Consider the following 17,186-nt stretch of genomic DNA (forward strand, 5'->3'; position numbering starts at 1 on the left):
CGCCCCTCATGGGACGCCTGCAGCGCAGTCGAGCGGGCGCTGTCATGCGCAGGCGTGAGTTCCTTGCCGGCAGCGTCTGCGCCTCGTCGCTGCTTGGCGTGCCGGCGTTGCTGCCAGGTGCCGCGAGCGCCGCAACGACGCGCCTTGGTAGCGGCGACACGGCGCGTCCCGCGCCACCGCCAGCGGGCACCGATCACGCTGGCCAATGGCTGGATCTGGACGAAGGTTGGCGCTTCCATGCCGGCGATCTGCCGTTGCCGCGCCTGCTTGCGCAAGACGAGACCTACGACAACGCCAAGGCCGGCCGCGCCTGGGGCGCGGCGGCACCGGACTTCGACGACACCGGCTGGCGGCAACTGCAATTGCCGCACGATTTTGTGGTGGAGCAGGCGGTGCGCGCCGACGCCAATATCGCGCAGGGGTATCGCCCGCGCGGGATTGCCTGGTACCGACGCACGCTGCGGCTGGACGAGTCCCTGCGCGGCCAGGCGGTGGAGCTGCGTCTGGACGGCATTGCCAGCCATGCCACCGTGTGGGTCAACGGCATGCTGATGGCGCGCAGCTGGAGCGGCTACACCGGGCTGGTCATCGACCTCACGCCGGTCGCGCGCTACGGCAATGCCTTGAACAGCATCGCCATCCGCGTCGATGCCGAGGCCATGGATGGCTGGTGGTACGAGGGCGGCGGCATCTACCGGCACACCTGGCTGGTGCTGCGTGCGCCCTTGCATATCGCCGGCGACGGCCTGGCGGCGGTGCCGCGCGAAGGCGCTGGCGATGTCTGGCAGCTGCCGGTGCAGCTGGACCTCGTCAACAGTGGCGAACAGCCTGCCGAGGCGTGGGTGGATGTGGCGCTGCGCGACCCAAACGGTGCTGTCGTGGCGAGTGGCCAGACGCAACTGCGCGTGGCTGCATTCGGCACCGCGCAGGCGACGGTCAGCGTCGCGGTGGCGCAGCCGCAGCGCTGGAACGTGGACACGCCGGTGCTGTATCGCCTGCAGGCCAGCGTGCGTGGCGCAGACGGCCGCAGCGACCGTGCCGGGTGCGAAATCGGCTTTCGCAGCCTGCGCTTCGATGCCGACCACGGCTTCTTCCTCAATGGCCGCCCGCTCAAGATCAAGGGCGTCTGCCTGCATCAGGACCATGCCGGCGTCGGTGTGGCGCTGCCCGATGCCTTGCACGCGTTTCGCCTGCAGCGCCTGAAAGCGATGGGTTGCAATGCCATCCGCCTGCATCATGCGGTGGCACCGGAATTGCTGCAGGCCTGCGACCGGCTCGGCATGCTGGTGATGGCCGAGAACCGGCTGTTCAATCCCGCACCCGAGTATGTGGCGCTGCTGCGCAGCATGGTGCGGCGCCAGCGCAACCATCCCAGCGTGTTCCTGTGGTCGCTGCTCAACGAGGAGCCGCTGCAGGGCACCGCCACCGGTTACGCGATCATGGCGCGCGCCGCCAGCGCCGTGCGTGCGCTCGACGACAGTCGCCCGATCACCGCGGGCATGAACGATGGCATGTTCGCCACCCGCGGCGCGGCCGACGCGGTGGACGTGCTCGGCTTCAACTACCGCCAGTACAACTACGACCGGGTGCATGCCGCGCGGCCGCGCACACCGATGCTGTCCAGCGAGGACACCAGCGCCTTTCAGACGCGTGGCGCATGGTTCACTGATCTGGATGCGCATGTGGTGGCCGAAGACGACAGCCTGGCGGCCGACTGGGGCAATACCCATCGGCGTGCCTGGCAACTGATTGCCGAACGCCCGTTCGTGGCCGGCAGTTTCGTGTGGACCGGCTTCGATTATCGCGGCGAACCCACGCCGTTCGAATGGCCGTCGGTGGGGTCGTTCTTCGGCATCATGGACCAATGCGGATTTGCCAAGGGGGCGTATTGGTTGCGCCGCGCGTTGTGGATCGACGATGCGCCGGTGCTGCACCTGTTGCCGCACTGGAACTGGCCCGGCCGCGAAGGCCAGCCGATCAAGGTGATGGTGTTCTGCAATGCCGCGCAGGTGGAGCTGTGGCTCAACGGCCGCTCGCTGGGGAAGCAGGTGGTGGATCGGGCGCAGATGAATCAGTGGCAGGTGGACTATGCGCCGGGCGTACTCGAAGCGGTGGCCTGGCGCGATGGCCGCGAGGTGGCGCGAACGCGGGTGGAAACCACCGGCGCGGCGGTCGCGCTGCGGCTCACGCCGGACCGCACCCGGCTACGCGGCGATGGCCGCGATGCGCAACCGGTGACCCTGGAAGCGCTGGATACGCAAGGCCGCCACGTGCCCGATTGCAATGCACCACTGACGCTGCAGATCAGCGGTGGCCGCTTGCTGGGTGTCGGCAATGGCGACCCGAATGCGCATACGCCCGATCAGGGCATGCAAGTGGCCTTGTTCAACGGGTTGGCGCAGGCAATCGTGCAGGCCGGGCGTGGCGCAGGCGTGTTACGGCTGCAGGCGCGCAGCGCAGGCTTGCGCGATGCGGTGCTCGAGATCGCGTGCGCGGCGGTGCCGCTGCCAGCCACGGTGCCGATCGTGGCGCCGGCGATGGTGGTCGAAAGCTGGCGCCACACCGCCGCCTTCGCGCAGCCGCCGGCGCCGGATCTGCCGCGCCGCCCCAACGACAACAACAGCTGGAGCAATACGTTGCCCGGCACGCTGGAAACCGCACCCGAACGCGCCGGCTACGTGCTGTACCGCACCGAGTTCACGCCGTGGCAGGGCGTGCAGACCCACGGCGGCATGCTTGACCTGGGTCGTCTCAGCGGGCCGGCGCAGGTGTTTCTGGATGGCCGTGCAGTTGCCCAGGTACCTGCCGGCACGCCGATTCACGTGACGCTTGCACCCGCGACCGGCGCGCGCACGCTGGCGGTGATCCTGCAGGTCGCTGCCGATCAGCCGTTTGGATTCCACGACGTCGTCACCGTGCACTACCGGAACTCGCCATGATTGCCTCACCGTTTTCTCCGTCGTCGCCTGCGCGCCTGTTCGTCGGTGCCGTGCTGGGCGCGTTGCTCGCCATTCCGCATCTGGTGCTGGCCGCACCGCCCGCGCAGGCGGTACTGCAACGCCTGATTGGCGCACGCGCCGCACAGTTCGAGATGACGATGGCGCCGCGCGGCGACGGCGCGGACTGGTACCGCATCGACGCCGGTGGCGATGCGGTGCGCATTGCCGGCTCCTCGCAGGTGGCCTTGGCGCGTGGCGCCTATGCCTATCTCGGCCAGGCCGGTGCGGCCTCGATGAGTTGGGAGGGCGACCGCGTGGCGCTGCCGGCGCAATGGCCGGCCTACCGCAGCGGCCAGGTGCGCACGCCGTTTGCCCACCGCGCCTATCTCAACACCTGCACCTACGGCTACACCACGCCGTTCTGGGACTGGCCGCGCTGGCAGCGCGAGATCGACTGGATGGCGCTGCACGGCATCGACATGCCGCTGGCGATGGAAGGGCAGGAGGCGATCTGGCAGGCGCTGTGGCGCGAGTTCGGTGTGGGCGATGACGCGCTGGCGGAGTATTTCTCCGGCCCCGCGTTCACCCCATGGCAGCGCATGGGCAATATCGAAGGCTATCGCGCACCGTTGCCGCAGCACTGGATCGACAGCAAGCGCGTGCTGCAGACGCAGATCCTCACCCGCATCCGCGAGCTGGGCATGCAGCCGGTGCTGCCGGCGTTTGCCGGCTACGTGCCCAAGGCATTCGCGCAGGCGCATCCCAACGCGCGCATCTACCGCATGCGCGCCTGGGAGGGCTTCCACGAAACCTATTGGCTGGATCCGCGTGATCCCTTGTTTGCCCAGGTCGCGCGGCGGTTCCTGGAGCTGTACACGCAGGCCTATGGTGCAGGCGAGTTCTATCTGGCCGACGCCTTCAACGAGATGCTGCCGCCGGTGGCCGACGACGGCAGCGACGTGGCCGCCGCCAGGTACGGCGACAGCATCGCCAACTCCGACGCTGCACGTGCCAAGGCCGTGCCGCCAGCGCAACGCGACGCACGCCTGGCCGAGTACGGGCAGGCGTTGTATCACTCGATCGCGCAGGTCAATCCGCAGGCCACCTGGGTGATGCAGGGCTGGTTGTTCGGTGCCGACAGAGCGTTCTGGCAACCGCAGGCGATCGCCGCGTTTCTCGGCAAGGTACCCGACGCGCGATTGATGGTGCTGGACATCGGCAACGACCGCTATCCCGGCACCTGGAAGGCTTCGCAGGCCTTCGACAACAAGCAGTGGATCTACGGCTACGTGCACAACTACGGCGCCAGCAATCCGCTGTATGGCGACTTCGCGTTCTATCGGCAGGATCTGCAGGCCTTGCTGGCCGATCCGGATAAACGCAATCTGCGCGGCTTCGGTGTGTTCCCGGAAGGGCTGCACAGCAACTCGGTGGTCTACGAGTATCTCTACGCGCTGGCCTGGGAAGGACCGCGGCAGTCCTGGTCGCAATGGCTCACCCAATACACCCGCGCGCGCTACGGCCGCAGCGATGCGGCCTTGCAGCGGGCCTGGTCGGATCTGGAAGCAGGCATCTACCGGACCCGCTACTGGTCGCCGCGCTGGTGGAACAAGCGCGCCGGCGCCTACCTGCTGTTCAAGCGTCCGACCGCCGACATCGTCGGCTTCGACGACCGCCCCGGCGACCCGCAACGTCTGCGCCGCGCCATCGATGCCTTGCTGCAGCAGGCCGGCCGCTATGCCGACGCACCGCTGTACCGCTACGACCTGGTCGAAGACGCGCGGCACTACCTGAGCCTGCATGCCGACCGTCAATTGCAGGCGGTGGTACAGGCCTACGACGCCGGCGAGTTCGCGCGCGGCGATGCGCTGCTGGCGCGCACCACGCAACTGGTGCAGGGGCTGGATGCACTGGTCGGCGGCCAGCATGAAACCCTGGCCGACTGGACCGGCCAGGCCGCGGCGGCCGCCGGCAACGATGCCGCACTGCGTCGCGCCTATGTCGGCAATGCGCGTGCGCAGGTCAGCGTCTGGGGCGGCGACGGCAACCTGGCCGACTACGCGTCCAAGGCGTGGCAGGGCATGTACGCGGATTTCTACCTGCAGCGCTGGACACGCTTTCTGCGCGCGTATCGCGCCGCGCGCAAGGCCGGCACGCCGTTCGACGCAGCGGCGGTCAACACGCAGCTTGCAGCCTGGGAACGCCAATGGGCCGAGCAGGACGCGCTGCCGAAGCGACAGCCACCGCGCGATCCCTTGGCCTTGCTGCACACGTTGCTGGCGCAGGTGGATGCGCAGGATGGCGTGCAGAACGCAGCGGGAAGCGCCAGGCAAGACGCGACGCAAGGCTTCGACCAGGGCAACCTGCAAGAGATTGCGCACGGCGCCGCGCACAGCACCACGCAAGGAACTGCGCAATGAACAGATCCGCATTGCATCTGATGCTCGTGCAAGAGCACGGTAGCGCCGATGCAAGGACGCAGGGCATAGGCAGCACCTATGCATGTCATCTCCATCGGCAGTCACTGGGCAAGGAGCTGCGATGAACGCATACCCATTCCCTGCTGCAGCTGGCACCGCAACCACACCGCCGACGCGCGAACGCTTCCTGTCGCTGGACGTGTTCCGCGGCCTGACCATCTTCCTGATGATCCTGGTCAACACCGCCGGGCCGGGCGCGCAGCCATACGCACAGCTGACCCACGCGGCCTGGTTCGGCGTCACGCTGGCCGATCTGGTGTTTCCCTCGTTCCTGTTCGCCGTCGGCAGCGCAATGAGTTTTGCGTTGGCCACCCGCATGCCGCATCGGCAGTTCCTCGGCCGTGTGGGCAGGCGCGCCGCGCTGATCTTCTTGTGCGGCGTGCTGATGTACTGGTTTCCGTTCTTCCATCCGCAGCCCGATGGTGGCTGGGCGTTCACGGCGGTCGATCAACTCCGCCTGACCGGCGTGCTGCAGCGGATCGGCCTGTGCTACCTGCTCGCGGCGCTGCTGGTGCGCTATCTGCCGCCACGCGGTATCGCGCCGGTCTGCGTGGCGCTGCTGCTGGGCTACTGGGTAGTGCTGTATGCGTTCGGCCAGCCCGGCGCGGAGTTGAGCAAGACCGGCAATGCCGGCACCCGGCTGGATCTGTGGCTGTACGGGCGCGCGCATCTGTATCGCAAGGATGACGGCTTCGACCCCGAGGGCCTGCTCGGCACGCTGGCGGCCACGGTCAACGTGCTGGCCGGGTATCTGAGCGGGCGCTTCCTGCAACGGCACGGCAAGACCGCTGCCGCCACGCGCAGCATGCTGCTGGCGGGCGCGGGGCTGGTGCTGCTGGCGCTGCTCTGGCACCCGGCCTGGCCGCTGTCGAAGAAGCTCTGGAGCGGGTCCTTCGTCGCCTGCACGGTGGGCCTGGATCTACTGGCGCTGGGCGTGCTGGTCTACCTGCTGGAGCTGCGTGGCTGGACCGGCGGCAGCGGGTTTTTCACCGTGCTGGGGCGCAACCCGCTGGCGATCTATCTGTTCTCCGAATTGTTCGTGGTGGTGTTGCGGCTGCTGCCGGCCGGCAGCTCCGGCCTGGACCTGTACGCCTGGGCCGGCATCCGCGTGTTCCAGACCATCGCGCCGGGCCCGCTCGGGTCGCTGTTGTGCGCGCTGAGCTACACGCTGCTGTGCTGGGGCGTGGGCTGGTGGATGGACCGGCGGCGCTGGTACCTGCGGCTGTGACGGCATCGCCAGCCAGGCGATGGCGCAGCCACTGGGCGCCTGCACGCGCCGGTGACGGGAAGCGGGCGTTGACCACGGCGTCCAGTCAGCGGGCCGCGGGAACGCGGGTCAGCGCCTGCCGCGCTGCCGGGGCCGACTGCGGCTAATGCGCCGCAGGCAAATTGGTACTATATTGGACCTAACGAATCCAAGTCGGTCCGGAGGACAGGCAATGGCCAAACCGAAAACCGAAACCAGGACGGACACCGACCCCCGGATGGACGCGCTGACGCTGGATGCCTCCGCGCCGACGCCGCTGTATCTGCAACTGGCGAGCAAGCTGGACGAGCAGATCCGCGGCGCGCAGTGGAAGGCCGGCGAAGCGCTGCCGGCCGAGCGCCAGCTGTGCGAGCGGTTGCAGATCTCGCGGGTGACCCTGCGCCAGGCCGTGGACGTGCTGGTCGAACAGGGCCTGGTCTCGCGTCGGCAGGGCGCCGGCACCTTCGTCACCACGCAGATCCAGCATCAGCTCAGCGGCCTGACCAGTTTCAGCGAGACGCTGCGCATCAAGGGCTACGAGCCCGGCACCCGCTGGCTGGAGCGGCGGCTGCGCCCGGCGCATGGCGAAGAGATCCTGCGCCTGGGGCTGTCGCCGGACGCGGCGGTGGCCTCGCTCACCCGCCTGCGCAGCGCCGACGAGCGCGTCATGGCCTACGAGCACGCGGTGCTGCCGCAACGCATCGTCGCCGACCCGCAGCAGATCGGCGATTCGCTCTACAGCTACCTGGATGCGCAGGGCACCCCGGTGGTGCGCGCCCTGCAGTATTTCCGCGCGATCAATCTGCCTGCGCGGCTGGCCGAGCACCTGCGCATGAAGACCGGCGAGGCGATCCTGCATGTGGTGCGCGTGGGCTATGCGCGCGACGGCAGTGCGATCGAATTGACCGACACCTATTGCCACAACGATTTCTACGATTTCGTCGCCGAACTGCGTCGCTGATCCAGCGCGGCGCCCCCCAACCGACAACTCAAGAGCCCGCCGATCCATGACTACCGCCAGGCCCGCAAATCCCGTTGTCTCGATCGCCATCGTCGGCGTGCTGTTCTTCATCATCGGCTTCTTCACCTGGATCAACGGGCCGCTGATCACCTTCGTGCGGCTGGCGTTCGACCTCAACGAGGTCAATGCCTTCCTGGTGCTGATGGTGTTCTACCTGTCGTACTTCTTCCTGGCGCTGCCGGCGTCGTGGATCCTCAAGCGCACCGGCATGAAGAAGGGGCTGGCGCTGAGCCTGGTGGTGATGGCGGTGGGCGCGGCCGGCTTTGGCCAGTTCGCCACCCAGCGCTGGTATCCGGGCGCATTGGGCGGCCTGTTCGTTATCGGCAGCGGCCTGGCGCTGCTGCAGACGGCGATCAATCCGTACATCAGCATCCTCGGGCCGATCGAAAGCGCGGCGCGGCGGATCGCGCTGATGGGTATCTGCAACAAGATCGCCGGCATCCTGGCGCCGATCCTGATCGGCACACTGGTGCTGCACGGCATCGGCGATCTGTCCGCGCAGGTGGCCAGCGCCGATGCCGGCACCAAGGAACAACTGCTCACCGCCTTCGCCGCCAAGATCCACGCACCGTATCTGGTGATGTCCGGCGTGCTGCTGTTGCTGGCGATCGGCGTGCTGTTCTCGCCACTGCCGGAGCTGCGGGCCTCCGAAGCCAATGCCACGCCCGGCAGCGCGGCCGGCGTGCAGAAGTCCAGCATCTTCCAGTTCCCGCATCTGTGGCTGGGCGTGCTGTGCCTGTTCGTCTATGTGGGCGTGGAAGTGATGGCCGGCGATGCGATCGGCACCTACGGCCACGGTTTCGATCTGCCGCTGGACAGCACCAAGATCTTCACCTCCTACACGCTGGGCGCGATGCTGCTGGGCTATCTCGCCGGCCTGGTATTGATCCCGCGGGTGATCTCGCAGGCGCGCTACCTGAGCGTGTCGGCGGTGCTGGGCGTGCTGTTCTCGCTGGGTGCGCTGCTGACCCACGGCTATGTGTCGGTGGGCTTCGTGGCCGCGCTTGGTTTCGCCAACGCGATGATGTGGCCGGCAATCTTTCCGCTGGCCATTCGCGGGCTTGGCCGCTTCACCGAGATCGGCTCGGCACTGCTGGTCATGGGCATTGCCGGCGGCGCGATCATTCCGCAGCTGTTTGCCATTCTCAAACAGCACTACGACTTCCAGGTCGTGTTCGCTGCGCTGATGGTGCCGTGCTATCTGTACATCCTGTTCTATTCGCTGCGCGGTTACCGTGTGGGCCTGCCGGCCCAGGCCAAGTGAACCGGGCGGCATGATGCGTTCCGACGAACAAGGTACACCCATGCGCAGGCCCACCATCAAAGATGTCGCCGAGCGCGCCAAGGTCTCGTTGAAGACCGTGTCGCGCGTGATCAACAACGAACCTTCGGTGATGCAGGCCACGCGCGCGCGCGTGCTGCGCGCCATTGCCGATCTGGACTACGAACCCGATCCGTCCGCGCGCAACCTGCGCAGCGGCACGCCGTTCGTGATCGGCCTGGTCTACGACAACCCCAACCCGTACCACATCATCGGCATCCAGAATGGCGTGCTGGCCGCCTGCCGCGAGACCGGCTTCGGCCTGCAGATCCATCCCTGCGATTCCACCTCGCCATTGCTGGCCGAGGAGCTGGCCGAATGGGTGCAGCGCTCGCGGCTGGCCGGCGTGGTGCTGACCGCACCGATGTCCGAACGCCCCGAGCTGATGGCCGGCCTGGCCGCGCGCGGCATCAAGAGCGTGCGCATCATCGCCGCCACCGACGATCCGGGCGATGGTCCCTGCGTGTATATCGACGACCGTGCTGCCGCCTACGAGATCACCGAGCATCTGGTGCAGCTGGGCCATCAGCGCATCGGCTTTTTGTGGGGCGGCCCGCAGCACCGCTCCAGTGGCGAGCGCTATGCGGGCTACGAAGCCGCGTTGAAGGACTACGGCATCACCCTGGACAAGCACCTGGTGATTCCCGGCGATTACACCTTCGACGACGGCTTCCGTGGCGCGCGCCGCCTGCTGTCGCTGCGCGAGCCGCCGACCGCCATCTTCGGCAGCAACGACGAAATCGCCGCCGGCGTGCTGGCCGCGGCCAAGTCCACCGGCATGAACGTGCCGTACCAATTGTCGATCGCCGGCTTCGAGGACAGCCCGTTCTCGCGCCAGTCCTGGCCGGCGCTGACCACCGCCAAGCAGGCCACCGACGACATCGCGCGGCATGCCGCACGCCTGTTGATCAGCCAGTTGCGCAGCGATGCCTACGACGACCAGCCCGCGCAACTGCAGAACCGCGGCTTCGTGCCGCAGCTGGTGGTGCGCGGTTCCACCGCACCGGCGCAGACGCCGGCCGCCAAATCCTTTCCCCCCGAATCCGCCTGAGCCTGATGAGCCTTCCCACCGAAACCGAGACCTTGATGTTCCGCGAGGCGGCGCAGACTGCCGACGTGGTCGCCGCACAGTTCGCCCGTAATGCCGACACCGTTGCTGCACTCGCGCAGTCGCTGCGCGATACGCCGCCGCCGTTCGTGGTGACCTGCGCGCGCGGCAGTTCCGATCACGCCGCAACCTACGCCAAGTATCTGTTCGAAACCCAGCTCGGCATCGTGACGGCCTCTGCATCGCCGTCGGTGGGCTCGGTCTATGCAGCGCCGCTGCAGTTGCGCGGCGCGCTGTACATCGTGATTTCGCAGTCGGGCAAAAGCCCGGACCTGTTGCGCAATGCCGAGGCCGCCAAGGCGGCCGGCGCGCGCGTGGTCGCCCTGGTCAATGTGGAGGATTCGCCGCTGGCGCAACTGGCCGAGGTGGTGATTCCGCTCGGCGCCGGCCCGGAAAAAAGTGTCGCCGCCACCAAGAGTTATCTCGCCTCGCTGGCCGCCGTGCTGCACCTGGGCGCGGTGTGGAAGAACGACCCGGCCCTGCTCGCGGCGGTGGATGCATTGCCGCAGCAGTTGCGCAGCGCCTGGCAGGCCGACTGGTCCGCACTCACCGCCGGCCTGGTGCCTGCGCACAACCTGTTCGTGCTCGGGCGTGGCCTGGGCCTGGGCGCGGCGCAGGAAGCGGCGCTGAAGTTCAAGGAAACCTGCGGCCTGCATGCCGAAGCGTATAGCTCGGCCGAGGTCAAGCATGGCCCGATGGCGCTGGTGGGGCCGGGCTTCCCGGTGCTGGTATTTGCGCAGCCGGATGAAACCGGCGCGGGCACGCGCGCGCTGGCCGAAGAGTTCCGCGCACGCGGCGCACAGGTGTGGCTGGCCGCGCCCGATGGCGATCTGCCGCTCGTCGACGCCGTGCATCCGGCCAGCGCACCGCTGCTGACCGTGCAGAGCTTCTACCGCGCGATCAACGCGCTGGCGCTGCAGCGCGGCCATAATCCCGATCTGCCGCCGCATTTGAACAAGGTCACGGAAACCGTTTGAACATGGATGCTTCCCCGATTCAGGCGTTATGCAATGCACGCGTGCTCACCGACGACGGCCTGCAGGATGGACTGGCCGTATTGCTGGCTGGCACGCAGATCCTGGCGATCGTGGCGGCCGACGATGCGCGTGTTGCGCAGGCGCACACGCGCGTGGATCTGGGTGGCGGCACCTTGCTGCCCGGGTTTATCGACATCCAGGTCAATGGCGGTGGCGGCGTGTTGTTCAACAACGCGCGCGACCCGCAGGCCCTGGCCACCATCGCCGCAGCCCATCGTCGCTACGGCACCACCGGCATGCTGCCGACGCTGATCAGCGACACCGCCGAGGTCATGGCCGAGGCGATCGACGCCACGCGCCAGGCCATCGCGCAAGGCGTGCCCGGCGTGCTCGGCATCCATCTGGAAGGCCCGTACCTGAGCCCGGCGCGCAAGGGCACCCACGATGCGCACAAGTTCCGCCTGCCCGACGCGCACGAGATTGCCGTCGATACCTCGCTGGACAACGGCGTCACCCTGATCACGCTCGCGCCCGAGCGCGTGCCGCTGGACGACATCCGCGCCTTTGTCGCCGGTGGCGCGATCGTGTTCGCCGGCCACACGGCAGCGACGTACGAGCAGGCGCACGCTGGCATTGCCGCCGGCGTCAGCGGGTTCACCCATCTGTACAACGCGATGTCGCAACTGACCGGGCGCGAGCCCAGCGCGGTGGGCGCCGCACTGGAAGACCCCGCTGTGTGGTGCGGCATCATCGTCGACGGCGTGCACGTGCATCCGGCCAGCCTGCGCCTGGCGCTGGCCGCCAAGCCGCGCGGCAAGCTGTTGCTGGTCACCGACGCCATGCCGATGGTCGGTGCCGACAGCCCCAGCTTCGACCTGTACGGCGAAACCATCACCGCGGTGGACGGCGTGGTGCGCAATGCCGACGGCGCACTAGCCGGCTCGGCGCTGGACATGGCCACCGCGGTGCGCAACAGCGTGCAGTGGCTGGGCGTGGACCTGGCCGAAGCCGCACGCATGGCATCGACCTATCCTGCGCAATGCATCGGCCTGGGCGACCGGCTGGGGCGCATCGCACCGGGCTATCAGGCCGACCTGGTGCTGGTGGATGCCGATGTGCAGGTGCTCGGCACCTGGGTGGCCGGGCAGGGCGCGTAAGCATATCGGCCGGGCCGCAGACGCCCGCGTCAAGCGGGCTTGATGACTGCGCGACGCCGCATGTGTTGTTCAACCACCGCGGTTGTTGCGCGCGATCTGCGGCTGCAGTGCCCCTCGTCGCCACGTCCGGCGGGTTGGATGTCGCAGCTCGCGTACGGCATGCAGCGCATTCAGATGACTGCTAGAGTTGCGTCCGACCTCAGCTTGCGACGGGTGAAGGATGAACTACGCATGGACGCGATGGTGGCTGCTGCTGAGCCTGTTGTGCAGCGTGCATGCGATGGCAGCGATTCCACACTGGTACGCGGCTGCCGGTGGCGCTGATTACCAACTGACTGCCGTGCAAGGCGACGTGCAGTCCGGTGAAGGGGCGCAATTGCGTCTGACCGCAGTTGCCGCGCGCACTGCGCCGTTCGGGGCTGCCTCCGCAGCGTTGGACGCGGTTTCCTTGCGCGGCCAGTCGTTGCTGTTGTCCGGTGTATTGGCAACCTCCAACGCATCGCAGGGCGCTACGTTGTGGATGCGCGCCGACGATGCGCATGGCAAACGCCTGGCGTTCGAAAGCTCACAAACCGACCCGGTCGTCGGTACGACGCGTGCAAGCCGCTCCATTGCGCTACAGGTACCGATGGGTGCGCAGAAGGTATTGATCGGTGTTGTGCTGCGAGGCGATGGAGCGCTGGACGTAAGCCAGCTGCGTTTGACTGCAGAGCCGCTGGCCGATGCGGCATCGGCCAGCGCGATCCTGGATGTCGCCATCCCCGCGATCCGGGAGAACGCCTTGCACAGCGCCCGTATCGATTGGACCACGCGTGAGCCGCAGCTGCGTGCGCAGGCCGCACACATGCGCGAAGTGGACGCCTATGTCGCCATCGATGCATTGGTCGCCCAGCTCGATGACGGCCATAGTTTCCTGATGCGTCCTTCCAGGCGACATGCCGTGGAAGCCGTTGCACAGCGCGAGCGGCCCGCCATGCAGGCGCGTCTGCTGCCATCCGGCATCGCCTATCTCGAGGTCCCCGGCCTGATGACGTCCTCCAAGGAAGTCAGCAATGCTTACGGGACATCGCTTGCAACGGCGCTGGATCAAGCCGCCGCACAGGCCAGCTGTGGCTGGATCGTCGATGTACGCAACAACACCGGCGGCACGATGTGGCCAATGATCAACGGGCTGCATCCGCTACTGGGTGATGCAGTGCTCGGCAGCTTTGTCGATGCGGCAGGCAAGCAATCGCCCTGGCGGGCACGATCTTCGGCACGCGCGACTGCCTCGCTGCAAATAGATCGCCCGGTCGCGATCTTGATCGGCCCCAGCACCGCAAGTGCGGGCGAGATGGTCGCGATCTCCTTTCGCGGCCGTGCAAATACGCGCAGCTTCGGTCAGCCAAGCGCCGGCCAGACCACCGGCAATCGCTCTGTGGACCTGCCTGGCGGCGCTGTCCTTGCGATTGCCAGTAGCCACACGCAGGATCGCAACGGGCGTCGCACCGACGGCCGGCTGCAGCCGGATGTCCTGCTTGGCCCGCAGGTGGATATGATCGATGCTGCTGCACAGTGGCTGCGGACGCAGGCCTGCATCCGTTCTAGGTGATCGCCTGTTCGAGGGCTGACGTATCCGCCAGACATGTGACGATCGACCGGTGTCGGTGCGCTTTCAGCCGTATGGAACCGACGTGGGCGCAATGGCTTGCTTCGCCGCCGAGTGCCGCGATCGCAAGGCGATCTGCAGTGCGCGAACACTGCCTGCGGAACAACAAACGCTTGCACGCATCGCATCGATGTCTGCAAACACGCTGCATTGCGGCATTTGGCTGCGCGGCCTATGGCGGCCGTCCTCTAACGGCAGTGGTCTATTCATCGAGGCGAAGGAATGCGTTCACGATTGCGTTGTCATTCCAATATCTGCACTCAAGGCGCGGTTTCAGGCATGAAAGTGGCTATTTGTGTCGTTGAGTTGACAGCGCCGCGTGGGGAAGGCACCTTCGCTGATAACGTTGTCAGCGATCAGGAGCGTGCTCCGACTTCATGAAAGACGTTGCCGGCCGGTCACGCATCGGCCTGGCGCCTTGCCCCGCACGCCGCCACCGGCCTGCGGGAAGACGCTGCTCGCCGTCCGGTGTACAGGGGGACGGATCGCGGGTGTGGCGCGCGCTCTGCGCGTTCTCAAGCAACCGGACGGTTGCGACCCGACGCATCAGCCAAGAGGTCCACGCAATGCTGCAAGCCCGTGTGTGTGAGTTGTCCCGTGATTCCGCCAACGCTGCCGAGCGTGCGCCATGTCGCTCGCGACTGAGCGTTGCCGTCCGTCGCCTGCTGCTGGGTGGCGCTGCCCTTGCCGGTGCCGGCATGCTTCCCGCGTTTGCGCAGGAGGCGGAGCCCGCCCAGCAACAGCCGCCCGCGCAGACCAACCCATCGGTGTCCACGCTGGACGAGGTCAAGGTGGTTGGCTATCAAGCCAGCCTCGGCAAGGCACTCAACGTCAAGCGCAACGCCGATGCGATCGTCGATGCGATCAGCGCCGAAGACATCGGCAAATTCCCCGATACCAACGTCGCCGAGTCGCTGTCGCGCCTTTCCGGCATCACCGTGGACCGGCAGTTCGGCGAAGGCGAGAAGGTCAGCATCCTCGGCACCGATCCGGCGCTCAACCGTGTGCTGCTCAACGGCCAGACCATTGCCTCCACCAGCTGGGGCGGCGACCCCAACGACCCGGACAGCCGCTCGTTCAACTACAGCACGCTGGCGCCGGAAGTGGTCGGCCTGATGGAGGTCTACAAGACACCGGAGGCGCGCATCGACGAGGGTTCGATCGGCGGCACCGTGATCGTGCACACGCGCAAGCCGCTGGAGCTCGAGCGCAATGCGCTGACCGGTACGGTGAGCTACGGTTACAACGACCGGTCCGACGAAGGCAAGCCGAACGCTTCGGCCCTGTACAGCTGGAAGAACCAGGATGAAACGTTCGGTGTCCTCACCTCGGTGATGCATTCGCAGCGCGTGCTGCGTCGCGATGGCGTGGAGATCTTCGGCTACGACGATGTCGCCGGCGCTGCGTTTCCGCCGGCCGTGGTCGGCAATAACACCGGCGTGTTTCCGACCTCGATCAACACCGCCTTGTTTCAGCAGACGCGCAAACGCGATGGTGTCAGCGCTGCATTGCAGTGGAAGCCGGATGCCGATTTCGAGCTCAACCTGACCGGCCTGTACGTCAAGGAAAGTTTCGACAACTACAACCAGAGCCGCTACGGGTACTGGGGCTCCAACCCTGGCGATGCGCAGGCGCTGGGCTTCGAGAACGGCGTGGCGACCTCGGGCACCTTCGGCGATCAGTCCACCACATTCCTGGATGGCTACCTGCGCAACAGCGATGTCAGCACCGGCAGCATCCATCTGCGCGCGGACTGGCATGGCGACGGCTGGAATGCGTCCAGCCAGGTGGGGTATACCAGTTCGCAAGGCGGCGCCGAGCGCATCTACGGCATCCAGTTCCGTAATCTCGCCGGTTACAGCTACGACATCGACGGGCGCCGCACTGCGATGGACTACAGCACCGACCCCACCAACGCGGCGGCGATGCAACTCAACAATGCCTCGGCCAGCCACAGCCCGCAGTACGACAAGGAGCGCTACCTTCAGCTGGATTTCGACCATGCGGTGGAGTGGGGGCCGTTCACGCAGATCCTGACCGGCATCAAGCTCACCAATCACGCCACCGGGCAGTCGTCCTACAGCCGTACCTGGACACCGAACGACGGCAGCACGCTCGCAGATTTTTCGCCAGGCACCACGCCGTCCGGCTACCTGGACGGCCTGTCCACCAGCGCCGACATGCAACGCTGGTCCACCATCGGCCGCGGTGCGATCGGTCGCTACATCGGTGGCCTGGAAGGCGATGCCGGCCTGCCGATCAGCTATGCCGGCAACTACAGCATCGAGGAGCAGAACCGCGCCTGGTTCCTGCAGGGCAATTTTTCCGGCGAGCGCTATCGCGGCAACATCGGCGTGCGGTACGTGCACACGCGTGATTCCACCGATGGTTTCAGCTACGCGCCCGGTGGCGGCTACACGCCGGTCAACTTCCTCAACAGCTACGGCAAGTGGCTGCCGTCGTTCAACATCGCCTACGACCTGCGCGATGACCTGATGCTGCGCCTGGCTGCCTCCAAGGTGATCGCGCGGCCGCGCTACACCAACATGACCCCGTACGTGGCCACCGACGACACCACGCTTACCGCGTCCACGGGCAATCCCGGCCTGAGTCCGTATGAGTCCACCAACCTGGGCGCATCGCTGGAGTGGTATTTCTCCGACAGCAGCCTGCTCAGCGGCGAGTTCTTCTCGCGCGATATCTCCAACTACATCCTCACCACGGTGGAAGACCGGGTGTTCTTCAACAACGCCACCGGCGGCTCAAGCACCTACCAGACCTCCGTGCCGACCAACGCCGGCGATGCCAAGGTGCAGGGCGTGGCGCTCAACCTGCAGCACAACTTCGGCAACGGGTTCGGCGTGGTTGCCAACTACACCTATTCCGATTCGAAAACCGATGGCGATTACAGCCTGCCGTACAACTCGCGCAACGCCTACAACATCAGCCCGTACTACGAGCAGGGCAAATGGAGCGCACGGGTGAACCTGGGCTGGCGCTCGGAATATTTCACCCAGATCGGTCGCCTCAACGGGCAGCAGATGACCGATGCGTTCACCCAGGTCGATGCATCGTTCGGCTACCAGGCCACCGAGCGGCTGCGCGTGGCACTGGAAGCCACCAATCTGCTGGACGAAACCTACTTCAGCTACATCGGCAACAAGAACCAGCCGTACTATATCTACAAGAACGGCCGCTCCTTCATGCTGAGTCTGAACTTCAAGCTGTGACGCATGGCCAGGCGGCTGCTGTTCTGCAGCCGCCTGGTTGAATGGCGAACACCCTACGT

General features: G+C 66.7%; 11 protein-coding genes. All 11 read left to right on the forward strand.

Annotated elements, in window-relative coordinates:
* Positions 1 to 44: 44 nt before the first annotated feature.
* The 11 genes from galA to EO141_RS02790 all read left to right on the forward strand — a co-directional run bounded on the left by galA (position 45) and on the right by EO141_RS02790 (position 17,127).
* Positions 45 to 2,939, forward strand: coding sequence for a beta-galactosidase GalA (galA, locus tag EO141_RS02740; RefSeq protein WP_127168486.1), 2,895 nt, complete (start codon positions 45 to 47; stop codon positions 2,937 to 2,939).
* The gene (locus tag EO141_RS02745; RefSeq protein WP_127168487.1) at positions 2,936 to 5,359 is read left to right on the forward strand and encodes an alpha-N-acetylglucosaminidase; all 2,424 of its coding nucleotides are present in this window, start codon (positions 2,936 to 2,938) and stop codon (positions 5,357 to 5,359) included. The genes galA and EO141_RS02745 overlap by 4 nt, the downstream gene beginning before the upstream one ends.
* Before the next feature lie 121 nt (positions 5,360 to 5,480).
* Entirely contained in the window at positions 5,481 to 6,647 is a 1,167-nt protein-coding gene (locus tag EO141_RS02750; protein ID WP_127168488.1) for a heparan-alpha-glucosaminide N-acetyltransferase domain-containing protein, read from the forward strand.
* Between the two features lie 256 nt (positions 6,648 to 6,903).
* On the forward strand, positions 6,904 to 7,626 hold the full coding sequence (locus tag EO141_RS02755; RefSeq protein ID WP_164739039.1) for a GntR family transcriptional regulator: 723 nt from the start codon (positions 6,904 to 6,906) through the stop codon (positions 7,624 to 7,626).
* Between the two features lie 46 nt (positions 7,627 to 7,672).
* Positions 7,673 to 8,950, forward strand: a complete 1,278-nt coding sequence (locus tag EO141_RS02760) for a sugar MFS transporter (RefSeq protein WP_127168490.1) — start codon at positions 7,673 to 7,675, stop codon at positions 8,948 to 8,950.
* A gap of 40 nt (positions 8,951 to 8,990) precedes the next feature.
* Complete coding sequence (locus EO141_RS02765; RefSeq protein WP_104583816.1) at positions 8,991 to 10,058, forward strand: LacI family DNA-binding transcriptional regulator; 1,068 nt, start codon at positions 8,991 to 8,993, stop codon at positions 10,056 to 10,058.
* Between the two features lie 5 nt (positions 10,059 to 10,063).
* Positions 10,064 to 11,092, forward strand: coding sequence for an SIS domain-containing protein (locus EO141_RS02770; RefSeq protein WP_119129598.1), 1,029 nt, complete (start codon positions 10,064 to 10,066; stop codon positions 11,090 to 11,092).
* A 2-nt stretch (positions 11,093 to 11,094) separates the two neighbouring features.
* Positions 11,095 to 12,249, forward strand: coding sequence for an N-acetylglucosamine-6-phosphate deacetylase (gene nagA, locus EO141_RS02775; protein ID WP_119129599.1), 1,155 nt, complete (start codon positions 11,095 to 11,097; stop codon positions 12,247 to 12,249).
* 220 nt (positions 12,250 to 12,469) lie between these two features.
* Positions 12,470 to 13,840, forward strand: coding sequence for a S41 family peptidase (locus EO141_RS02780; RefSeq protein WP_206514773.1), 1,371 nt, complete (start codon positions 12,470 to 12,472; stop codon positions 13,838 to 13,840).
* A 49-nt stretch (positions 13,841 to 13,889) separates the two neighbouring features.
* The gene (locus tag EO141_RS02785; RefSeq protein ID WP_127168491.1) at positions 13,890 to 14,180 is read left to right on the forward strand and encodes a hypothetical protein; all 291 of its coding nucleotides are present in this window, start codon (positions 13,890 to 13,892) and stop codon (positions 14,178 to 14,180) included.
* A gap of 415 nt (positions 14,181 to 14,595) precedes the next feature.
* Positions 14,596 to 17,127 (forward strand): TonB-dependent receptor, encoded by a 2,532-nt coding sequence (locus EO141_RS02790; protein WP_127168530.1) that lies wholly within the window; start codon positions 14,596 to 14,598, stop codon positions 17,125 to 17,127.
* Positions 17,128 to 17,186 lie beyond the last annotated feature (59 nt).

Source organism: Xanthomonas sp. BRIP62415 (assembly GCF_003993515.1).
GTDB lineage: Bacteria > Pseudomonadota > Gammaproteobacteria > Xanthomonadales > Xanthomonadaceae > Xanthomonas > Xanthomonas euroxanthea.